The following is a 16,372-nucleotide window of genomic DNA, read 5'->3' as shown; positions in this document are numbered from 1 at the left end:
CGGAGCGGGTCCGTCGCTGGTACTCGTGGACCAATCCGGGCCAGTTGGTGGTGACCCTCCCCGAGTCCGCCTTGTACCAGGAGTCGCACCCGCTCCAGACCGAGTCGTCGAGGCGACGCAGGATCTCGGCGTCGTAGGTGTCGTCGACCTCGCGGCGTACCTCGAGGGCCGCGGGCCGCTCCGCGTGTGCCAGTTCCTCGACGATCTGGCGGATGTACCGGGCCTGCTGTTCCATCATGAGGATGATCGAGCTGCTCCCGAGGTTGGTGTTGGGGCCGTAGATCAGGAACATGTTGGGGAAACCCGGCACGGCCATCCCGAGGTACGCCCGTGCGCCCTCGCGCCACTGCTCGTGCAGATCCCGGCCCCCGCGCCCCCGCACGGTGATGGGCGCGAGGAACTCGGTGGCCTTGAAGCCGGTGCCGTAGACGATGACGTCGGCGGGGTGCAGCCGTCCGTCAGCCGTGACGATCCCGTCGGGGACCACCTCGGCGACGCCGTCGGTCACCACGTCGACGTCCGGTCGGGCGAGCGCGGGATACCACTCGTTGCTGAACAGCATCCGTTTGCACCCGATCGGTTCCGTCGGGGTGAGTGCGGCCCGCAGCGCCGGATCCCGGACGGTCAGCCTGAGGTTGGCCCTGGCCAGCCCGCTGAGGATCCGGGCCAGTGGCCGCGCGGAGGTCAGGGCCAGGCCGATGGCCTCCGTGGCCTCCCAGATGGCCCCACGCATCGCGGGGACGAGGCCGGGGACACGGGCGAACGCGGTGCGGTGCGCGTCGGTGTAGGCACGGTCGGGCTTCGGCACCACCCACGGTGCCGAGCGTTGGTAGACCGTCACGTGGGACGCGGCCTCACGGATGCGGGGGACGAACTGGATCGCCGAGGCCCCGGTACCCAGAACCGCCACCCGCTTGCCGGTGAGATCCACGTCGTGCCGCCACCGGGCGGAGTGGAACGACGGGCCGGCGAACGTCTCCAGCCCCGGGATGTCCGGGTAGGCCGGACGGGACAGCTGCCCGATCGCGGGGACCAGGACGTCGGCCTCGAAGGACTCGCCGGCGCTGGAGAGCACCGTCCACGTGGCGGTGTCCTCGTCGAAGGTGGCCGAGGTCACCTCGATCCCTGTGCGGACCTTGTCCCGTAGGCCGTACCGGTCCGCGGTCTCGCGGATGTAGGACAGGATGTCCGGCTGCTCGGCGTAGCGGCGGCCCCAGTCCGTCTTGCGGTGGAACGAGTACGAGTACAGGTTCGACGGGACGTCACAGGCCGCTCCCGGGTAGGTGTTGTCCCTCCACACCCCACCCACGTCGTCGGCCTTCTCCAGAATCGTCACGTCCGCGAGGCCGTCACGGGTGAGTTCGTAGGCGGCGCCCAGGCCGCCGAATCCCGCACCGATGATGAGGACGCGCGGGCGACGTCGGGTGCTGCTCGCGGGGGAGGGAGAAGAAGTCATGGTGTGACCGTATTGCGTCGGCCCGGCGTGGCCACAGACTTTCTCGGACGGATAATCCATAATTCCGGCCATGACCTCCTGGGACGACCCCGCGGTTCCGCACTGGGACTTCCCGCGTTCGGCCACCGGGGTCGGTGTGCTCGTCGAGGCCGGCGACACACTCGGCGTGGAGGCGGGCACGATCCTGCGCGGGGTCGGTCTCAGCCCGGCCGAACTCGCGAACCCTGATCTACTGGTGGCGCCCGCACAGGAGCTGACCGCGATCCGCAACCTCCGCGCCGCCGCGGGCGATCGTCCCGCCCTCGCCGCCGAGGTCGGGGCCGCCTACCGGCTGACGACCTTCGGGATCCTCGGATACGCCCTGCTGTCCAGCCCCACGCTCCGCGACGTGATCGCCATGACCCTGCGCTTCATCGACCTGAGCTACATCTTCAGCACGATCCGGGTGGAGTCGACCGGGGACCGCATCGAGGTCCGACTGGGGGACGCGACCCTTCCGGAGGACGTCCGCGAGTTCCTGGTGGACCGGGATCTCTTCGCGATCCACTCCGTCCTCGGGGACCTGGTCCCCGGTGGTCTCCCCTTCACCGGGGTCACGTTCGCCGGTGGGCGATCTGCCGAGACACTCGCCGTCTACCGCGAGCGACTGGGCACGGTGGTGTCCTCGTCCGACCGCGGCGACGGGGTCACGGCGGTCTTCGACGCCGTCCACCTCGACCGTCCCCTCCCGCAGGGCAGTACCGCGGCGGTGGCCGTGGCGGAGTCGCTCTGCAGGGACCTCGCCGCGACCCGCCGGACCCGCGGGCCGGTGAGCAGCCGAGTCCGGGTCGGGATCACCGGACGTCTCTCCCAGGGGGCACCCATGTCCTCCGTGGCCGCCGAACTGGGGGTGAGTCCACGCACCCTGCGGAGGCGCCTGGCGGACGAGGGCACCTCGTACCAGCGCCTGCTGGACGACGTCCGGGTCGAGTTGGGGGAGAGGATGCTCGCCACCGGTCTGCTCTCGGTCGAGGACGTCGCGATCCGCCTGGGATACGCCGAGGCGTCGAGCTTCATCCACGCGTTCCGGCGCCTCACCGGCACCACACCGCACCAGGCCTCCATCGCCTCGCGGACACGGACCTCGGCGGCGACGCGGGCCTGATGTGCCGGGTGAGACCCGGACGTGGGATGATCGGCAACGTGCTGAAGTGGACCACCGCCGGAGAATCGCATGGCCAGGCCCTAGTGACGATCGTCGAGGGCGTCATCGCGGGGGTCGAGGTGACGAGCGAGCAGATCGCCTCGCAGCTCGCCCGCCGCCGCCTGGGCTACGGCCGCGGCGCCCGGATGAAGTTCGAGGCCGACGCGGTGAGGGTGCTCGCTGGCGTCCGGCACGGTCGCACCATGGGTTCGCCCATCGCGATCGAGGTCGGGAACACCGAGTGGCCCAAGTGGGAACAGATCATGTCGGCGGATCCCATCGACCCCGACGCGATCGAGGACAAGGCCCGCGCGGCCACGCTCACCCGACCGCGCCCGGGCCACGCCGACTTCGCCGGGATGCTGAAGTACGACTTCGACGATGCCCGCATGGTCCTGGAACGCGCGAGCGCCCGCGAGACCGCCGCCAGGGTCGCGGCGGGGACGGTCGCCCGGGCGCTGCTACGCGAGGTCCTGGGAGTGGAAGTGCTGTCCCACGTCATCTCCATCGGCGCCTCGGAGCCCTACGTCGGGCCCGAGCCCTCGTTCGCCGACCTGCCGGCCATCGACGAGAGCCCCGTGCGCGCGTTCGACGCCGCGAGCGGGGACTTGATGATCGCCGAGATCGAGGCGGCCAAGAAGGCCGGTGACACGCTCGGCGGCGTGGTCGAGGTGGTGGTCCACGGTCTGCCCATCGGACTCGGTTCGCACGTGTCCGGCGAGGAGCGCCTCGACGCCCAACTGGCGGGGGCCCTCATGGGGATCCAGGCGATCAAGGGAGTCGAGGTCGGCGACGGTTTCGAGACCGCCCGTCGACGGGGCAGCGTGGCCCACGACGAGATGGTGCGCGGAGCGGACGGTGTGGGACGCCGGAGCAACCGTGCGGGTGGCCTCGAAGGGGGGATGACCAACGGTCAGGCCCTCCGGGTCCGCGCCGCCATGAAGCCCATCTCCACCGTCCCCCGCGCGCTGAGCACCGTGGACATGTCCGACGGATCCGGTGCCACCGCCATCCACCAGCGTTCCGACGTGTGCGCGGTCCCCGCTGCGGGAGTGGTCGCGGAATCCATGGTCGCGCTGGTCCTGGCACGGTCCGTCCTGCAGAAGTTCGGCGGGGACTCGGTGTCGGAGACCCGACGCAACGTGCAGGGCTACCTCGACGCCGTGGCGGCGAGACTGGACTGGGACTCGGATCCGGTATGAGCGATCCGGCACGGCCGGTCGCCGTCCTGGTGGGTCCGCCGGGTGCCGGCAAGACGACCATCGGACGCAAGCTCGCCCGGCGGCTCGACGTACCGTTCCGTGACGCCGATCAGATGATCGAGGAGTCCGAGGGACGGTCGATTCCCGAGATCTTCGCGGACGACGGTGAACCCGCGTTCCGCGCGATCGAGGAGAAGGTCGTGGGGGAGGCGCTCGAATCCTTCGACGGTGTCCTGTCGCTGGGAGGCGGCGCCGTGCTCTCGGCGACCACACGCGGACGGCTCCGCGGCCACCGGGTGATCCATCTGACCATCGGGGTGGCCGAGGGTGTACGCAGGTCCCGTGGTCCCGGACGCCCACTCCTCGCGGGCGGCGACGTGACGGCGCGATACCAGGCGTTGCTGACCGAGCGGTCACCGTTCTACCGGGAGGTGGCGTGGTCGACCGTGAGCACGGAACGCCGGAGTTCGGGCAAGGTGGTGACGGAGATCGTCGACAGACTCGAGTCCGGTGACCCGCACGTGCGGGGTGCCTGGGACCGATCGTGAGTTCGGCGAGAGACGGGGTACGAGCGTGAGTAGTCGAGCGATGAGCGGGAGTCCATCATGAACCGAGACCGGAACAATACCGACCCCGTGGTGGTGGACGTGCGGTCCGCCGATCCGTACCCCGTGGTGATCGGCCGCGGACTACTGCCGGAGATCCTGGAGGCGTGTTCGTCGTCGCGCAACCTGGCGATCTTCCACCAGCCACCGTTGACCCAGACCGCCGAGGCCCTGCGAGAACAGCTTGCCGAGGCCGGTGTCAACGCACACCGCGTGGAGATCCCCGACGCCGAGGCCGGCAAGGACCTGGCCGTGGTGGGCTACTGCTGGGACGTACTCGGCAAGATCGGGCTGGGCCGTAAGGACACCGTGGTGAGCCTGGGAGGCGGGGCGGCGACAGACCTCGCCGGCTTCGTGGCCGCCACCTGGATGCGCGGGGTCCGGGTGATCCACATCCCCACCACGCTGCTCGCCATGGTTGACGCCGCGGTGGGGGGCAAGACCGGCATCAACACCGACGCGGGCAAGAATCTCGTGGGCAGTTTCCACGAGCCGGCCGCCGTCTTCGTCGACACCGCGACCCTCGAGTCCGTGCCGCGCAACGAGCTGATCTCCGGCATGGCCGAGGTGGTCAAGTGCGGCTTCATCGCGGACCCGGAGATCCTGGATCTCATCGAGGCCGACCCGCAGGCCGCGCTCGACCCGACCGGGGAGACGATCGTCGAGCTCATCCGCCGGAGCGTCCAGGTCAAGGCCGACGTGGTGGGCCGGGATCTGAGGGAGTCCGGTCCCCGGGAGAACCTCAACTACGGACACACCCTCGGACATGCGGTCGAGCGTCGTGAACAGTACCGCTGGCGGCACGGGGCGGCCGTGAGCGTGGGCATGTGCTTCGTGGCGGAGTTGGCCCGTCTGGCCGGTCGTCTGGACGACGCGACGGCCGACCGGCACGCATCGATACTGGCCTCACTCGGCCTGCCCACCGGATACCACGACGACGCGTTCCCGCGGCTGCTCGAGCTGATGGCGGGGGACAAGAAGAACCACTCCGGCTTCCTCCGGTTGGTGGTCCTCGACGGGCTGGCCCGACCAGCACGCATGGAGGCCCCCGACCCGTCCCTGATGACCGCGGCCTATGCCGCGATCTCGGAGGGGAACAAGCCCAGCGGCGGCGGGGTCCTGCTGTGAACGACCGTCTGGCGGCCCGTCGACGTGCGGTCGCCTCCGCGACCGCCGACGCGGGGGCCGGTGCGCTCCTGGTCACCGATGCGCGGAACATCGCCTACCTCACCGGGTTCCGCGGGTCCGGCGGGGCCGTCCTCGTCCAGGACGACGGCGAGGCGGTCCTGTGCACGGATTCGCGGTACGAGCTCCAGGTGGTCGAGCAGGCCCCGAATGTCGGGCACGTGATCTCACGCGAGTACGTCACGGGCGTGCTCGGACGTCGCCGGGGTCCTGCGGACGCTCCCCTCGCGGTGGAGGCCGACGACCTGACCCTGTCCGCGGCGACCGCCCTGCGCAGGGTTCTCACGGAGATCGGGGCGGCCGAGACACCGGTCGTCGAGACCCGCGGGCTGGTGGAGCAGGTCAGGCGGGCGAAGGACCCCGTCGAGATCGGGCTCATCGAGCGTGCCTGCCGGGTCGTGGACGAGTCCTGGAACCATCTGCTGGCCCACGGCCTGCTCGCCGAGGGCCGTAGCGAGCGGGAGGTCGCCGCGGACCTCGAACACGCGATGCGTCGAGCGGGCTCCGACGGCGTGGCCTTCGAGACCATCGTCGCCTCCGGGCCCAACGGCGCGCATCCGCACCATGTCCCGGGGGACAGGCTGCTCGCCGTCGGCGATCTCGTCGTGGTGGACTTCGGTGCGACGGTGTCCGGTTATGCCTCCGACTGCACCCGTACCGTCGCCCTGGGCGGCGCGGCCGATCGACTCCTCGACGCCTACGAGGTCGTCAGGCGCGCCCAGCTCGCCGGTGTGTCCGCGGTTCGCGAGGGGTTGTCCTGTTCGGAACTCGACGCGGTGAGTCGCGACATCATCTCCGACGCCGGGTTCGGCGGGTACTTCGGCCACTCGCTGGGGCACGGGGTCGGGTTGGACGTCCATGAAGCGCCCGCGGTGTCCAGCAGATCCGCGAGTACACTGTCCGACGGCGATGTGATCACCATCGAGCCCGGGGTCTACCTCCCGGGTCTCGGAGGGATCCGAATCGAGGACACCGTGGCCGTCACCGGCGGGGGCGGTAGGTCCCTGACCACCACGTCGACGGCGCTCAGCGTGCTCTGAGCAACCGACCCAGGAACATGCGCGCGGCGCCGGTGCACGGCCGCCCGCCGATGACTCGCGAAGGAGAACCGACCATGGCGTCCACCGCCGACTTCAAGAACGGCCTCGTCCTCAAGGAAGAGGGGAACCTGTGGCAGATCCAGGAGTTCCAGCACGTCAAGCCCGGTAAGGGCCCTGCCTTCGTCCGGACCAAGATCAAGAACGTCGTCACGGGCAAGACCGTCGACAAGACCTACAATGCCGGGGTCAAGGTCGAGACCGCCACGGTGGACCGCCGCGACATGACCTTCCTCTACCGCGACGGTGAGGACTACGTCCTCATGGACGAGAAGGACTTCGAGCAGATCAACGTCTCGCCCACCGTGATGGGGGACGGTGCGCGCTTCCTCATGGAGAACACCAGCGTCCAGGTCTCGATGCACGAGGGTGTGGCGCTCTTCGCCGAGATGCCCGTGTCCGTGGACCTGCTGGTCCAGCACACCGACCCGGGCCTGCAGGGAGACCGCTCGACGGGAGGCACCAAGCCGGCCACCCTCGAGACCGGTGCCGAGGTCAGCGTCCCGTTGTTCATCAACACGGGCGACAAGCTGAAGATCGACACCCGTGACGGCCGTTACCTCAGCCGGGTGAACGACTGACCATGTCGGACGACGTCGACTACCGGCGCCGGGGATCCCGGTTCCGGGCACGAAAGCGTGCCGTGGCCCTGTTGTTCGAGGCGGAACTCCGAGACGCCGACGTGGTGGCACTCGCCGAGGAACGCCGACACATGGGCGAGGAGTCGCAGGAGTTCCACGACGTGGCGCCGTACACGATGGACATCGTGACGGGGGTGGCGGAGCGGTTGGACCGTCTCGACTCCATGATCACCGAGCACCTCCGGGAATGGACGCTCGAGCGTCTCCCCGCGGTGGACCGCGCGGTGTTGCGCGCCGGGGCGTGGGAGCTCCTGTTCGGCACCGAGGACGTGGACGCGGCCATCGTGATCGACCAGTCGGTGCTGTTGATCTCCGAACTGTCCAACGAGAAGTCGGTGGCGTACGTCAACGCCGTCCTGGACCGTGTCGCAGGTCTGGCAGAGCACATCCGGGCCGCCGAACGCGCGGTGTCCTCACTGGACCCGGAACCGGCCGCAGACGTGTCGGAGCCCACCCCCGACCCGTCGGAGGCAGCACACGAGGACTGATAGAGTTCGATCCGAAAACTATCCCTTTAACGAGCCGTCCAGAGAGGCGGACAAGGAGGTGGTGATCGGTGAGCGCTGACGGTTCGGAGACGACCTCGGTTTCACTCTTCACGTCTGACGACGTCGCCAGGACGGTATCCCGCCTGGCACACCAGATCATCGAACGCACGGCGGCCGACGCACCGGATTCGGGTCCGGTCGTCCTGCTCGGCATCCCGACCCGCGGCGTCCCGCTCGCGTACCGACTGGCCGAACGCATCCGGGAGTTCAGCGGAGCCGCGGTACACGCCGGTTCCCTGGACGTGACCCTGTACCGGGACGACCTCGCCGGAGGACCACACCGCCCGATGAGCCCGACCACGGTCCCGGCGGAGGGTATCGACGGGGCGACCGTCATCCTGGTCGACGACGTCCTCTTCTCCGGCCGCACCATCCGGGCGGCCTTCGACGCGCTGCGTGATCTCGGCAGGCCCGCACGCGTCCAACTCGCCGTCCTGGTCGACCGCGGGCACCGCGAACTGCCGATCCGGGCGGACTACGTCGGGAAGAACGTCCCCACCTCGCGCGAGGAGGGCGTCTCGGTGCGGCTCACGGAGACGGACGACGTCGACGCCGTCGTCCTCAGAAGGCCGACGGCGGGGGACGCCCGGTGAAGCATCTCCTCTCCGCCGCCGATCTCGACCGCGACGCGGCGCTGTCGATTCTGGACGAGGCGGGCCGTCTCAAGGAGACGCTCCTCGGTCGTGAGGTCCGTAAGCTGCCCACCCTCCGGGGCAAGACCGTCCTGACGGTGTTCTACGAGAACTCCACGCGGACGAGGGTCTCCTTCGAGACCGCCGGCAAGTGGATGAGTGCCGACGTCATCAACGTCTCCGCGAGCGCCTCCTCGGTGCAGAAGGGGGAGTCTCTGCGGGACACCGCCCTGACGCTGACCGCCGTCGGCGCGGACGCGCTCATCGTGCGTCATCCGGCCTCGGGGTCCGCCCTCCAGGTCGCCGGATGGGTCGCCCCCGGCGGGGCCGGCCCCTCGGTCATCAACGCCGGTGACGGCATGCACGAGCATCCCACCCAGGCGTTGCTCGACGCGATGACCATCCGGGAGCGACTCGGGGGGATCGAGGGCCGCCGTGTGGTGATCGTCGGCGACATCCTGCACTCGCGGGTGGCCCGATCGAACGCGCTGCTGCTGTCGACCCTCGGTGCCGAGGTCGTGCTGGTCGCGCCCCCCACCCTGCTGCCGGTGGGTGTCGGGGACTGGCCGGTCCGGGCCTCGACAGACCTCGACGCCGAGCTGCCCGGCGCGGATGCGGTGATGATGCTGCGTGTCCAGGCCGAGCGGATGAACGGCGGGTTCTTCCCGTCCGCTCGCGAGTACGCGGTGCGGTACGGCCTGGGGCCCGCCCGTGCATCCCGGCTGCGCGAGAGTGCGGTCGTCCTCCATCCCGGACCGATGGTCCGGGGGATGGAAATCGGGTTCGACACGGCCGACGCCCCGTCGTCGGCGATTCTCCAGCAGGTCACCAACGGCGTCCACGTGCGCATGTCGGTCCTGCTCCACACCCTTGTCGGAACGGAAGGAAACCCCGAGTGACTGCCCTCGAACCCCCGACCCTGCTGCTGCGCCGGGTCCGGCCCTACGGGGAGGGCGACCCCGTCGACGTGCTCGTCAGGGACGGTCTCATCGCCGCGGTCGGACCCGACGCCGGTGACGATCTGCCCGGTGACGCCGAGATCCACGACATGGGCGGCGCCGTCCTGCTACCCGGATTCGTCGACCTGCACACCCACCTCCGCGAGCCCGGCCGGGAGGACACCGAGACCGTCGCCACCGGGTCCGCGGCGGCCGCGCGGGGCGGATACACCGCGGTGTTCGCCATGGCCAACACCCAGCCGCCGCAGGACAACCAGACCGTCACCGACTCCGTGTGGCGGATCGGCCGGTCCGTGGGTCTGTGCGACATCCACCCGGTGGGAGCGGTGACCGTCGGTCTCAAGGGCGAACAGCTCACCGAGATGGGCCAGATGGCCTCCGGCGAGGCCCGGGTGAAGATCTTCTCCGACGACGGCATGTGCGTCTACGACCCGCTGGTGATGCGTCGCGCCCTCGAATACTCCGCGGGACTCGGTGTGTTGATCGCACAGCACGCCGAGGAGCCACGCCTGACCAAGGGTGCGGTGGCACACGAGGGGCCCACGGCCGCCCGCCTCGGGCTCACCGGTTGGCCGCGTTCGGCGGAGGAATCCATCGTCGCGCGCGACGCGATCCTGGCCCGCGACGCCGGCGCGCGCGTCCACATCTGTCACGCCTCCACCACGGGGACGGTCGAGCTGCTGAAGTGGGCGAAGGCGCAGGGGATCTCGATCACCGCGGAGGTCACCCCCCACCATCTGCTGCTCGACGACACGCGGCTCGAGTCGTACGACGGGGTCTACCGGGTCAACCCGCCACTGCGCGAATCCCACGACACCCTGGCCCTTCGGGAGGCGCTCGTGTCCGGGGTGATCGACTGCGTCGCCACCGACCACGCCCCCCACGCCGCCCAGGAAAAGTGCTGCGAGTTCGCGGCCGCTCGCCCGGGCATGCTCGGGTTGGAGACGGCATTGCCCATCGTGGCGGCCCTCCTGGTCGAGTCGGGGGAGATGAGCTGGCGCGATCTGGCCCGCGTGATGAGCACGCGGCCCGCCGAGATCGCCGGTCTGCAGGATCAGGGACGGCCGATCCGGGTGGGGGAGCCCGCCAACCTCGCCGTCGTCGATCCGGACTCCCCGTGGACCGTCGTCGGGGAGGAACTCGCAAGTCTGTCCGCCAACACCCCCTACGAGGGGATGACGTTCGCCGCCCGGGTCGTGGGCACCGTATACCGGGGCCGCATGACCAGCCGCGACGGAGAGGTACTCGCATGACACAGGACGTCTGGACACTGGTGGCCGTCGTCGCCGTCTTTCTCGCCCTGCTCGGGTTGATGGCACGGGGCTGGCGCAACCGCAGCCGCTCTCAGGCGGGCCTCTTCGACACCCTGCCCGAGGTTCCCGCCGAGACCGGTGACGTGGTCCTGGGGCCGCTGACCGGCGTGTACATCGGCAGCACCATCGCGGGGGACTGGCAGGCGCGGATCGCCCGGGCTCCGCTCGCACACCGCTCGGCCGGGACCCTCACCGCGTTCACCTCCGGTCTCCGGCTCGACCTCGCCGACGCCACCGTGTGGATCCCCCGTGCCGACCTGGTGGACGTGCGACGCGCCTCGGCCCTCGCCAACAAGACCGTGCCCGGCGGCGGGATCCTCGTCGCCCGCTGGCAGGTCGACGGCCGCGACGGCCCCACCGTCATCGACTCCGGTTTCCGGGCCGACGACAAGGACACGTACCCCCGCTGGGAGGCCCTGCGCGGCGACGCCGCACCGCGCACCCGCCCGGACACCCCCCGCTCCACCACCGAGGAGAACAAGTGACACCGCACAACGGAACCACAGTCGCACCGGGGGGCCGCGCGCCCGCCGCGCTCGTCCTCGAGGACGGCCGCATCCACCGCGGAACGGCGTTCGGAGCGACCGGCACCACCCTCGGCGAGGCCGTCTTCACCACGGGTATGTCCGGATACCAGGAGACCCTCACCGACCCGTCCTACTATCGGCAGATCGTCGTCAGCACCGCACCGCAGATCGGTAACACCGGGTGGAACGACGAGGACGGCGAGTCGCTACTCGACGGCCGCAACGGCGGCGGCCGGATCTGGGTGTCGGGTCTGGTGATCCGGGACCTGTCACGTCGCGCGTCCAACCACCGGTCCGAGCGCACGCTCGAGGACGAGATGCTCGCCCAGGGCATCGTGGGCATCGCCGGGGTCGACACCCGGGCGGTCGTCCGCCACATCCGGGACCTCGGCGCGATGAAGGCCGGCATCTTCTCCGGTGAGGCCGTGGCGGACGACGAGACCATGCTCGCGACCGTCCGCGGGCAGCAGCCCATGGCCGGGGCGTCCCTGGCCGGGGCCGTCTCGACCGACACCGCCTATGTCGTCGAGCCCGAGGGCCGGGTACGCCATTCGGTGGCCGCACTCGATCTGGGCATCAAGACCAACACCCCCCGCATGCTCACCGCGCGCGGCGTGCGGGTCCACGTGCTCCCCTCGGACTCGACCCTGCAGGACGTGCTCGACCTGGACGTGGACGGGGTGTTCCTGTCCAACGGCCCCGGGGATCCGGCCACCGCCGACGCCGCCGTACACCTGACCAAGGAGGTCCTGAGCCAGGGGATCCCGTTTTTCGGGATCTGCTTCGGTAACCAGATCCTGGGCAGGGCGCTCGGGCTCGAGACCTACAAGATGAGGTTCGGCCACCGCGGGATCAACATCCCGGTGGTCGAGAAGGCGACCGGCCGGGTCGCCATCACGTCCCAGAACCACGGGTTCGCGCTCCGCGCCCCGGAGACCGAGACCTGGGAGACACCCTGGGGTACCGCCACCGTCACGCACGTGTGCGCGAACGACGGGACCGTCGAGGGGGTCGCCCTCACCGATGGCTCGGCCTTCTCCGTCCAGTACCACCCCGAGGCCGCGGCGGGTCCCCGTGACGCCGCCGACCTCTTCGACCGCTTCGTCAGCCTGCTCGACTCAGCACCCGGTGACGCCGCCGCCAACGGTTCCGCAGACTCCAGAAAGGGCTCGAACTGATGCCCCGCCGCACAGACATCAACCACGTCCTCGTGATCGGTTCCGGACCGATCGTCATCGGCCAGGCCTGTGAGTTCGACTACTCCGGCACGCAGGCGTGCCGGGTGCTCCGCGCCGAGGGACTGCGCGTGACGCTGGTCAACTCCAACCCGGCCACGATCATGACCGACCCCGAGTTCGCCGACAGCACCTACATCGAGCCGATCACGCCCGAGTACATCGACAAGATCTTCGTCAAGGAGGCGGCCGACGGACACCCGGTGGACGCCGTCCTCGCCACGCTGGGCGGCCAGACGGCGCTCAACGCCGCCATCCAACTCGACGCGCAGGGGATCCTGACCAAGCACGGCGTGGAGCTGATCGGCGCCGACATCCCCGCGATCAACCGTGGCGAGGACCGCCAGACCTTCAAGGACATCGTGGCCAGCGTCGGCGGCGACTCGGCACGCAGCGCCGTCTGTCACACCATGGACGAGGTCCACGCGACCGTCGCCGAACTGGGTCTCCCCGTCGTGGTCCGTCCGTCGTTCACCATGGGCGGGCTCGGCTCCGGCCTGGCCTACACCACCGAGGATCTCGAGCGGATCGCCGGCGGCGGGCTGTCCGCCTCGCCCACCGCGAACGTCCTCATCGAGGAGTCGATCCTCGGGTGGAAGGAATATGAGCTGGAGCTCATGCGCGACAACAAGGACAACGTCGTGGTGGTGTGTTCGATCGAGAACGTCGACGCACTGGGCGTCCACACCGGTGACTCGGTGACCGTCGCTCCGTCCATGACGCTGACGGACCGCGAGTACCAGGACATGCGCGACCTCGGCATCGCGATCATCCGCGAGGTCGGCGTGGACACCGGCGGCTGCAACATCCAGTTCGCCATCAACCCGGTCGACGGGCGCCTCGTGGTGATCGAGATGAACCCGCGCGTGTCCAGGTCCTCGGCCCTGGCGTCCAAGGCCACCGGGTTCCCCATCGCCAAGATCGCCGCCCGGCTCGCCATCGGATACTCGCTCGACGAGATCACCAACGACATCACCGGCGAGACCCCTGCGTGCTTCGAACCGACCCTGGACTACGTGGTGGTCAAGGCCCCGCGCTTCGCGTTCGAGAAGTTCCCGGGCGCCGACGACACCCTCACCACCACCATGAAGTCGGTGGGCGAGGCGATGAGCCTCGGCCGAAACTACCGCGAGGCGCTGGGCAAGGTGATGCGCTCGCTGGAGACCAAGGCGGCCGGCTTCTGGACCCTGCCCGACGAGACGATCGCCCCCGGTCGGTCAACCGACGTCGACGCCGTCCTCGCCGACCTCGTACGCCCGACCGAGGGCCGGATGTACGACGTCGAGCTGGCGCTCCGCCTCGGCGCGACCGTCGAGCAGGTCCACGAGGCCTCGGGGATCGACCCGTGGTTCCTCGAGGAGGTCGCCGCGCTGGTCGAGCTCCGACACGAGATCATCGACGCACCGGTGGTCGACGAGGCGCTGTTGCGCCGCGCGAAGCACAACGGCTTGTCCGACGCCCAGATCGCGGCCCTGCGGCCGGAGTTCGCGGGCGCCGAGGGCGTCCAGCGTCTACGTCACCGGCTCGGCGTGCGGCCCGTCTACAAGACGGTCGACACCTGCGCCGCGGAGTTCGAGGCCAAGACCCCGTACCACTACTCGACCTACGAGCTCGACCCCGCGGCCGAGTCCGAGGTCGCCGCCCAGACCGAGCGCGAGAAGGTCATCATCCTGGGCTCCGGACCCAACCGGATCGGTCAGGGCATCGAGTTCGACTACTCGTGCGTCCACGCCGCGCTCACGTTGTCCGAGGCCGGCTACGAGACCGTCATGGTCAACTGCAACCCGGAGACCGTCTCGACCGACTACGACACGGCGGACCGTCTGTACTTCGAGCCGCTCACGTTCGAGGACGTCATGGAGGTCTATCACGCCGAGTCCGAGTCGGGGACGGTCGCCGGCGTCCTGGTCCAGCTCGGCGGGCAGACCCCGCTCGGCCTGGCCGCGCAGTTGGAGGAGGCCGGTGTCCCCATCGTGGGCACGAGCCCGTCGGCCATCGACCTCGCGGAGGACCGGCGTGAGTTCGGCGAGGTCCTGGTGAGGGCCGGTCTGCCCGCGCCCGCGTTCGGGACGGCCATCAACGCAACGGAGGCCACGGAGATCGCGGCCCGCATCGGCTACCCCGTGCTCGTCCGTCCCTCGTACGTGCTGGGCGGGCGGGGGATGGAGATCGTGTACGACGAATCGTCACTGCGGTCGTACATCGAGCGGGCCACCGAGATCAGCCCGGACCGTCCGGTCCTGGTCGACCGCTTCCTCGACGACGCGGTCGAGATCGACGTCGACGTGTTGTGCGACGGCACCGAGGTCTACCTGGGTGGCGTCATGGAGCACATCGAGGAGGCCGGCATCCACTCCGGTGACTCCGCGTGCGCGCTCCCACCCATCACCCTGGGTCAGGACGACATCGACCGCGTCCGCCGCTCCAGTGAGGCGCTGGCGTTCGGTATCGGTGTCAAGGGACTGATGAACGTCCAGTACGCGATCAAGGACGACGTCCTGTACGTGCTCGAGGCGAACCCCCGGGCCAGTCGTACCGTGCCGTTCGTCTCCAAGGCGACCGGCGTGCACCTCGCCAAGGCGTGCGCCCGCATCATGATGGGTGAGACGATCGCCGAGCTCAAGGCCGAGGGACTTCTCCCGTCCGACCGCGACGGCGGTTCGCTCCCGGCGGACGCGCCGGTCGCCGTCAAGGAGGCGGTCCTCCCGTTCAACCGTTTCCGCACCCCCGAGGGCAACCCCGTGGACTCACTGCTCAGCCCGGAGATGAAGTCGACGGGTGAGGTCATGGGCATCGGGCCCAACTTCGCCGTCGCCTTTGCCAAGGGCCAGCTCGCGGCCGAGGGCGTCCTGCCGACGTCCGGGACCGTGTTCGTCTCGGTCGCCAACCGCGACAAGCGCTCCATGGTGTTCCCGGCACAACGCCTCGCCGCGCTCGGGTTCACGGTCCTGGCCACGGAGGGAACCGCGCTCATGCTCCGGCGCTACGGGATCGAGTGCGAGACCGTGGCGAAGCTGACCGAGGCCGGAGGCGGGCCGGTCGACGAGCAGGGCGATCCGGTCCGGACGATCGTCGACCGGATCAACGCGGACGAGGTCGACCTAATCCTGAACATCGCCTCCTCCACGGGAGGGACCCGCGCCGACGGACACGAGATCCGTTCGGCCGCGATCACCCGGCGGGTCCCGTGTGTCACCACCGTGCAGGGCGCGACGGCGGCGGTCCACGGCATCGAGGCCATCCGGCGCGGGGACGTCACCGTGAGCCCTCTACAGGAGCTGCACAGCGGGTTCGCCGCCCGATGACCGAGGGCACCCCCCGGGACCCGTTCGGTGCGCGGCTCCACTCCGTAGTCTCCGCACGCGGGAACCTCTGTGTGGGGATAGATCCCCACCCTGCGCTCCTCGAGTCCTGGGGGCTGGGGGTGGACGCCGCGGGGGTCCGCGAGTTCTCCCGTCGGTCACTGGAGGCGTTCGGGGATCTCGTGCCGGCGGTCAAGCCCCAGGTGGCGTTCTTCGAGGAGCACGGTTCCGCGGGTTTCGCGGTCCTCGAAGAGGTCCTGGGGTCGATCGCCGAGTCGGGAGCACTGTCGATCGCGGACGCCAAGCGCGGGGACATCGGATCCACCATGGCCGGGTACGCCCGGGCGTGGTTGTCAGCGGGCTCACCCCTGGCCTGCGACGCCCTGACCGTGTCCCCGTACCTGGGGGTGGGGTCGCTGGAGGCGGCCTTCGACGCGGCGGCGGCGAACAACCGCGGCCTGTTCGTCTTGGCCCGCACCTCCAACCC

The 16,372-nt window shown here is 69.9% G+C and carries 15 protein-coding genes; 14 read left to right on the top strand and 1 reads right to left on the bottom strand.

Annotation, left to right across the window (positions count from 1 at the left end):
* Nucleotides 1–1,456: NAD(P)/FAD-dependent oxidoreductase (locus G6027_RS08230; RefSeq protein ID WP_182636746.1), on the bottom strand; the 1,456-nt coding region annotated here is incomplete at its 3' end.
* Between the two features lie 70 nt (nt 1,457–1,526).
* On the opposite strand from G6027_RS08230, the gene G6027_RS08225 reads away from it, so the two are divergent.
* The 14 genes from G6027_RS08225 to pyrF form a co-directional block, all read left to right on the top strand.
* Nucleotides 1,527–2,600, top strand: a complete 1,074-nt coding sequence (locus tag G6027_RS08225) for an AraC family transcriptional regulator (RefSeq protein ID WP_182636745.1) — start codon at nt 1,527–1,529, stop codon at nt 2,598–2,600.
* 26 nt (nt 2,601–2,626) lie between these two features.
* Nucleotides 2,627–3,841, top strand: a complete 1,215-nt coding sequence (aroC, locus tag G6027_RS08220) for a chorismate synthase (protein ID WP_182636744.1) — start codon at nt 2,627–2,629, stop codon at nt 3,839–3,841.
* Nucleotides 3,838–4,389 carry a shikimate kinase gene (locus tag G6027_RS08215; RefSeq protein WP_182636743.1) on the top strand — a complete coding sequence of 184 codons (552 nt, stop codon included), beginning with the start codon at nt 3,838–3,840 and terminating at the stop codon, nt 4,387–4,389. The genes aroC and G6027_RS08215 overlap by 4 nt, the downstream gene beginning before the upstream one ends.
* 57 nt (nt 4,390–4,446) lie before the next feature.
* Complete coding sequence (aroB, locus tag G6027_RS08210) at nt 4,447–5,574, top strand: 3-dehydroquinate synthase (RefSeq protein WP_182636742.1); 1,128 nt, start codon at nt 4,447–4,449, stop codon at nt 5,572–5,574.
* The gene (locus G6027_RS08205; protein WP_182636741.1) at nt 5,571–6,671 is read left to right on the top strand and encodes a M24 family metallopeptidase; all 1,101 of its coding nucleotides are present in this window, start codon (nt 5,571–5,573) and stop codon (nt 6,669–6,671) included. The genes aroB and G6027_RS08205 overlap by 4 nt, the downstream gene beginning before the upstream one ends.
* A 74-nt stretch (nt 6,672–6,745) precedes the next feature.
* On the top strand, nt 6,746–7,309 hold the full coding sequence (gene efp / locus G6027_RS08200) for an elongation factor P (RefSeq protein WP_182636740.1): 564 nt from the start codon (nt 6,746–6,748) through the stop codon (nt 7,307–7,309).
* Between the two features lie 2 nt (nt 7,310–7,311).
* Nucleotides 7,312–7,857 carry a transcription antitermination factor NusB gene (gene nusB, locus G6027_RS08195; protein WP_182636739.1) on the top strand — a complete coding sequence of 182 codons (546 nt, stop codon included), beginning with the start codon at nt 7,312–7,314 and terminating at the stop codon, nt 7,855–7,857.
* A gap of 68 nt (nt 7,858–7,925) precedes the next feature.
* Nucleotides 7,926–8,510 carry a bifunctional pyr operon transcriptional regulator/uracil phosphoribosyltransferase PyrR gene (gene pyrR / locus G6027_RS08190; RefSeq protein ID WP_182636738.1) on the top strand — a complete coding sequence of 195 codons (585 nt, stop codon included), beginning with the start codon at nt 7,926–7,928 and terminating at the stop codon, nt 8,508–8,510.
* A complete protein-coding gene (locus tag G6027_RS08185) occupies nt 8,507–9,448 on the top strand; it encodes an aspartate carbamoyltransferase catalytic subunit (RefSeq protein ID WP_182636737.1) in 942 nt (313 codons plus the stop codon). The genes pyrR and G6027_RS08185 overlap by 4 nt, the downstream gene beginning before the upstream one ends.
* The gene (locus G6027_RS08180; protein WP_182636736.1) at nt 9,445–10,761 is read left to right on the top strand and encodes a dihydroorotase; all 1,317 of its coding nucleotides are present in this window, start codon (nt 9,445–9,447) and stop codon (nt 10,759–10,761) included. Before G6027_RS08185 ends, G6027_RS08180 begins: the two co-directional genes overlap by 4 nt.
* Nucleotides 10,758–11,306 (top strand): hypothetical protein, encoded by a 549-nt coding sequence (locus G6027_RS08175; RefSeq protein WP_182636735.1) that lies wholly within the window; start codon nt 10,758–10,760, stop codon nt 11,304–11,306. The genes G6027_RS08180 and G6027_RS08175 overlap by 4 nt, the downstream gene beginning before the upstream one ends.
* Nucleotides 11,303–12,526 (top strand): glutamine-hydrolyzing carbamoyl-phosphate synthase small subunit, encoded by a 1,224-nt coding sequence (gene carA / locus G6027_RS08170; RefSeq protein WP_182636734.1) that lies wholly within the window; start codon nt 11,303–11,305, stop codon nt 12,524–12,526. The genes G6027_RS08175 and carA overlap by 4 nt, the downstream gene beginning before the upstream one ends.
* Nucleotides 12,526–15,888, top strand: a complete 3,363-nt coding sequence (gene carB, locus G6027_RS08165) for a carbamoyl-phosphate synthase large subunit (protein WP_182636733.1) — start codon at nt 12,526–12,528, stop codon at nt 15,886–15,888. The genes carA and carB overlap by 1 nt, the downstream gene beginning before the upstream one ends.
* Nucleotides 15,885–16,372 (top strand): orotidine-5'-phosphate decarboxylase (gene pyrF, locus G6027_RS18715; protein ID WP_241726934.1); only part of this gene is annotated, 488 nt, incomplete at its 3' end. The genes carB and pyrF, both read left to right, overlap by 4 nt.

This window comes from Dietzia sp. SLG310A2-38A2, from assembly GCF_014145095.1.
Lineage (GTDB): Bacteria > Actinomycetota > Actinomycetes > Mycobacteriales > Mycobacteriaceae > Dietzia.
This window is presented reverse-complemented; position numbering and strand designations above follow the sequence as displayed.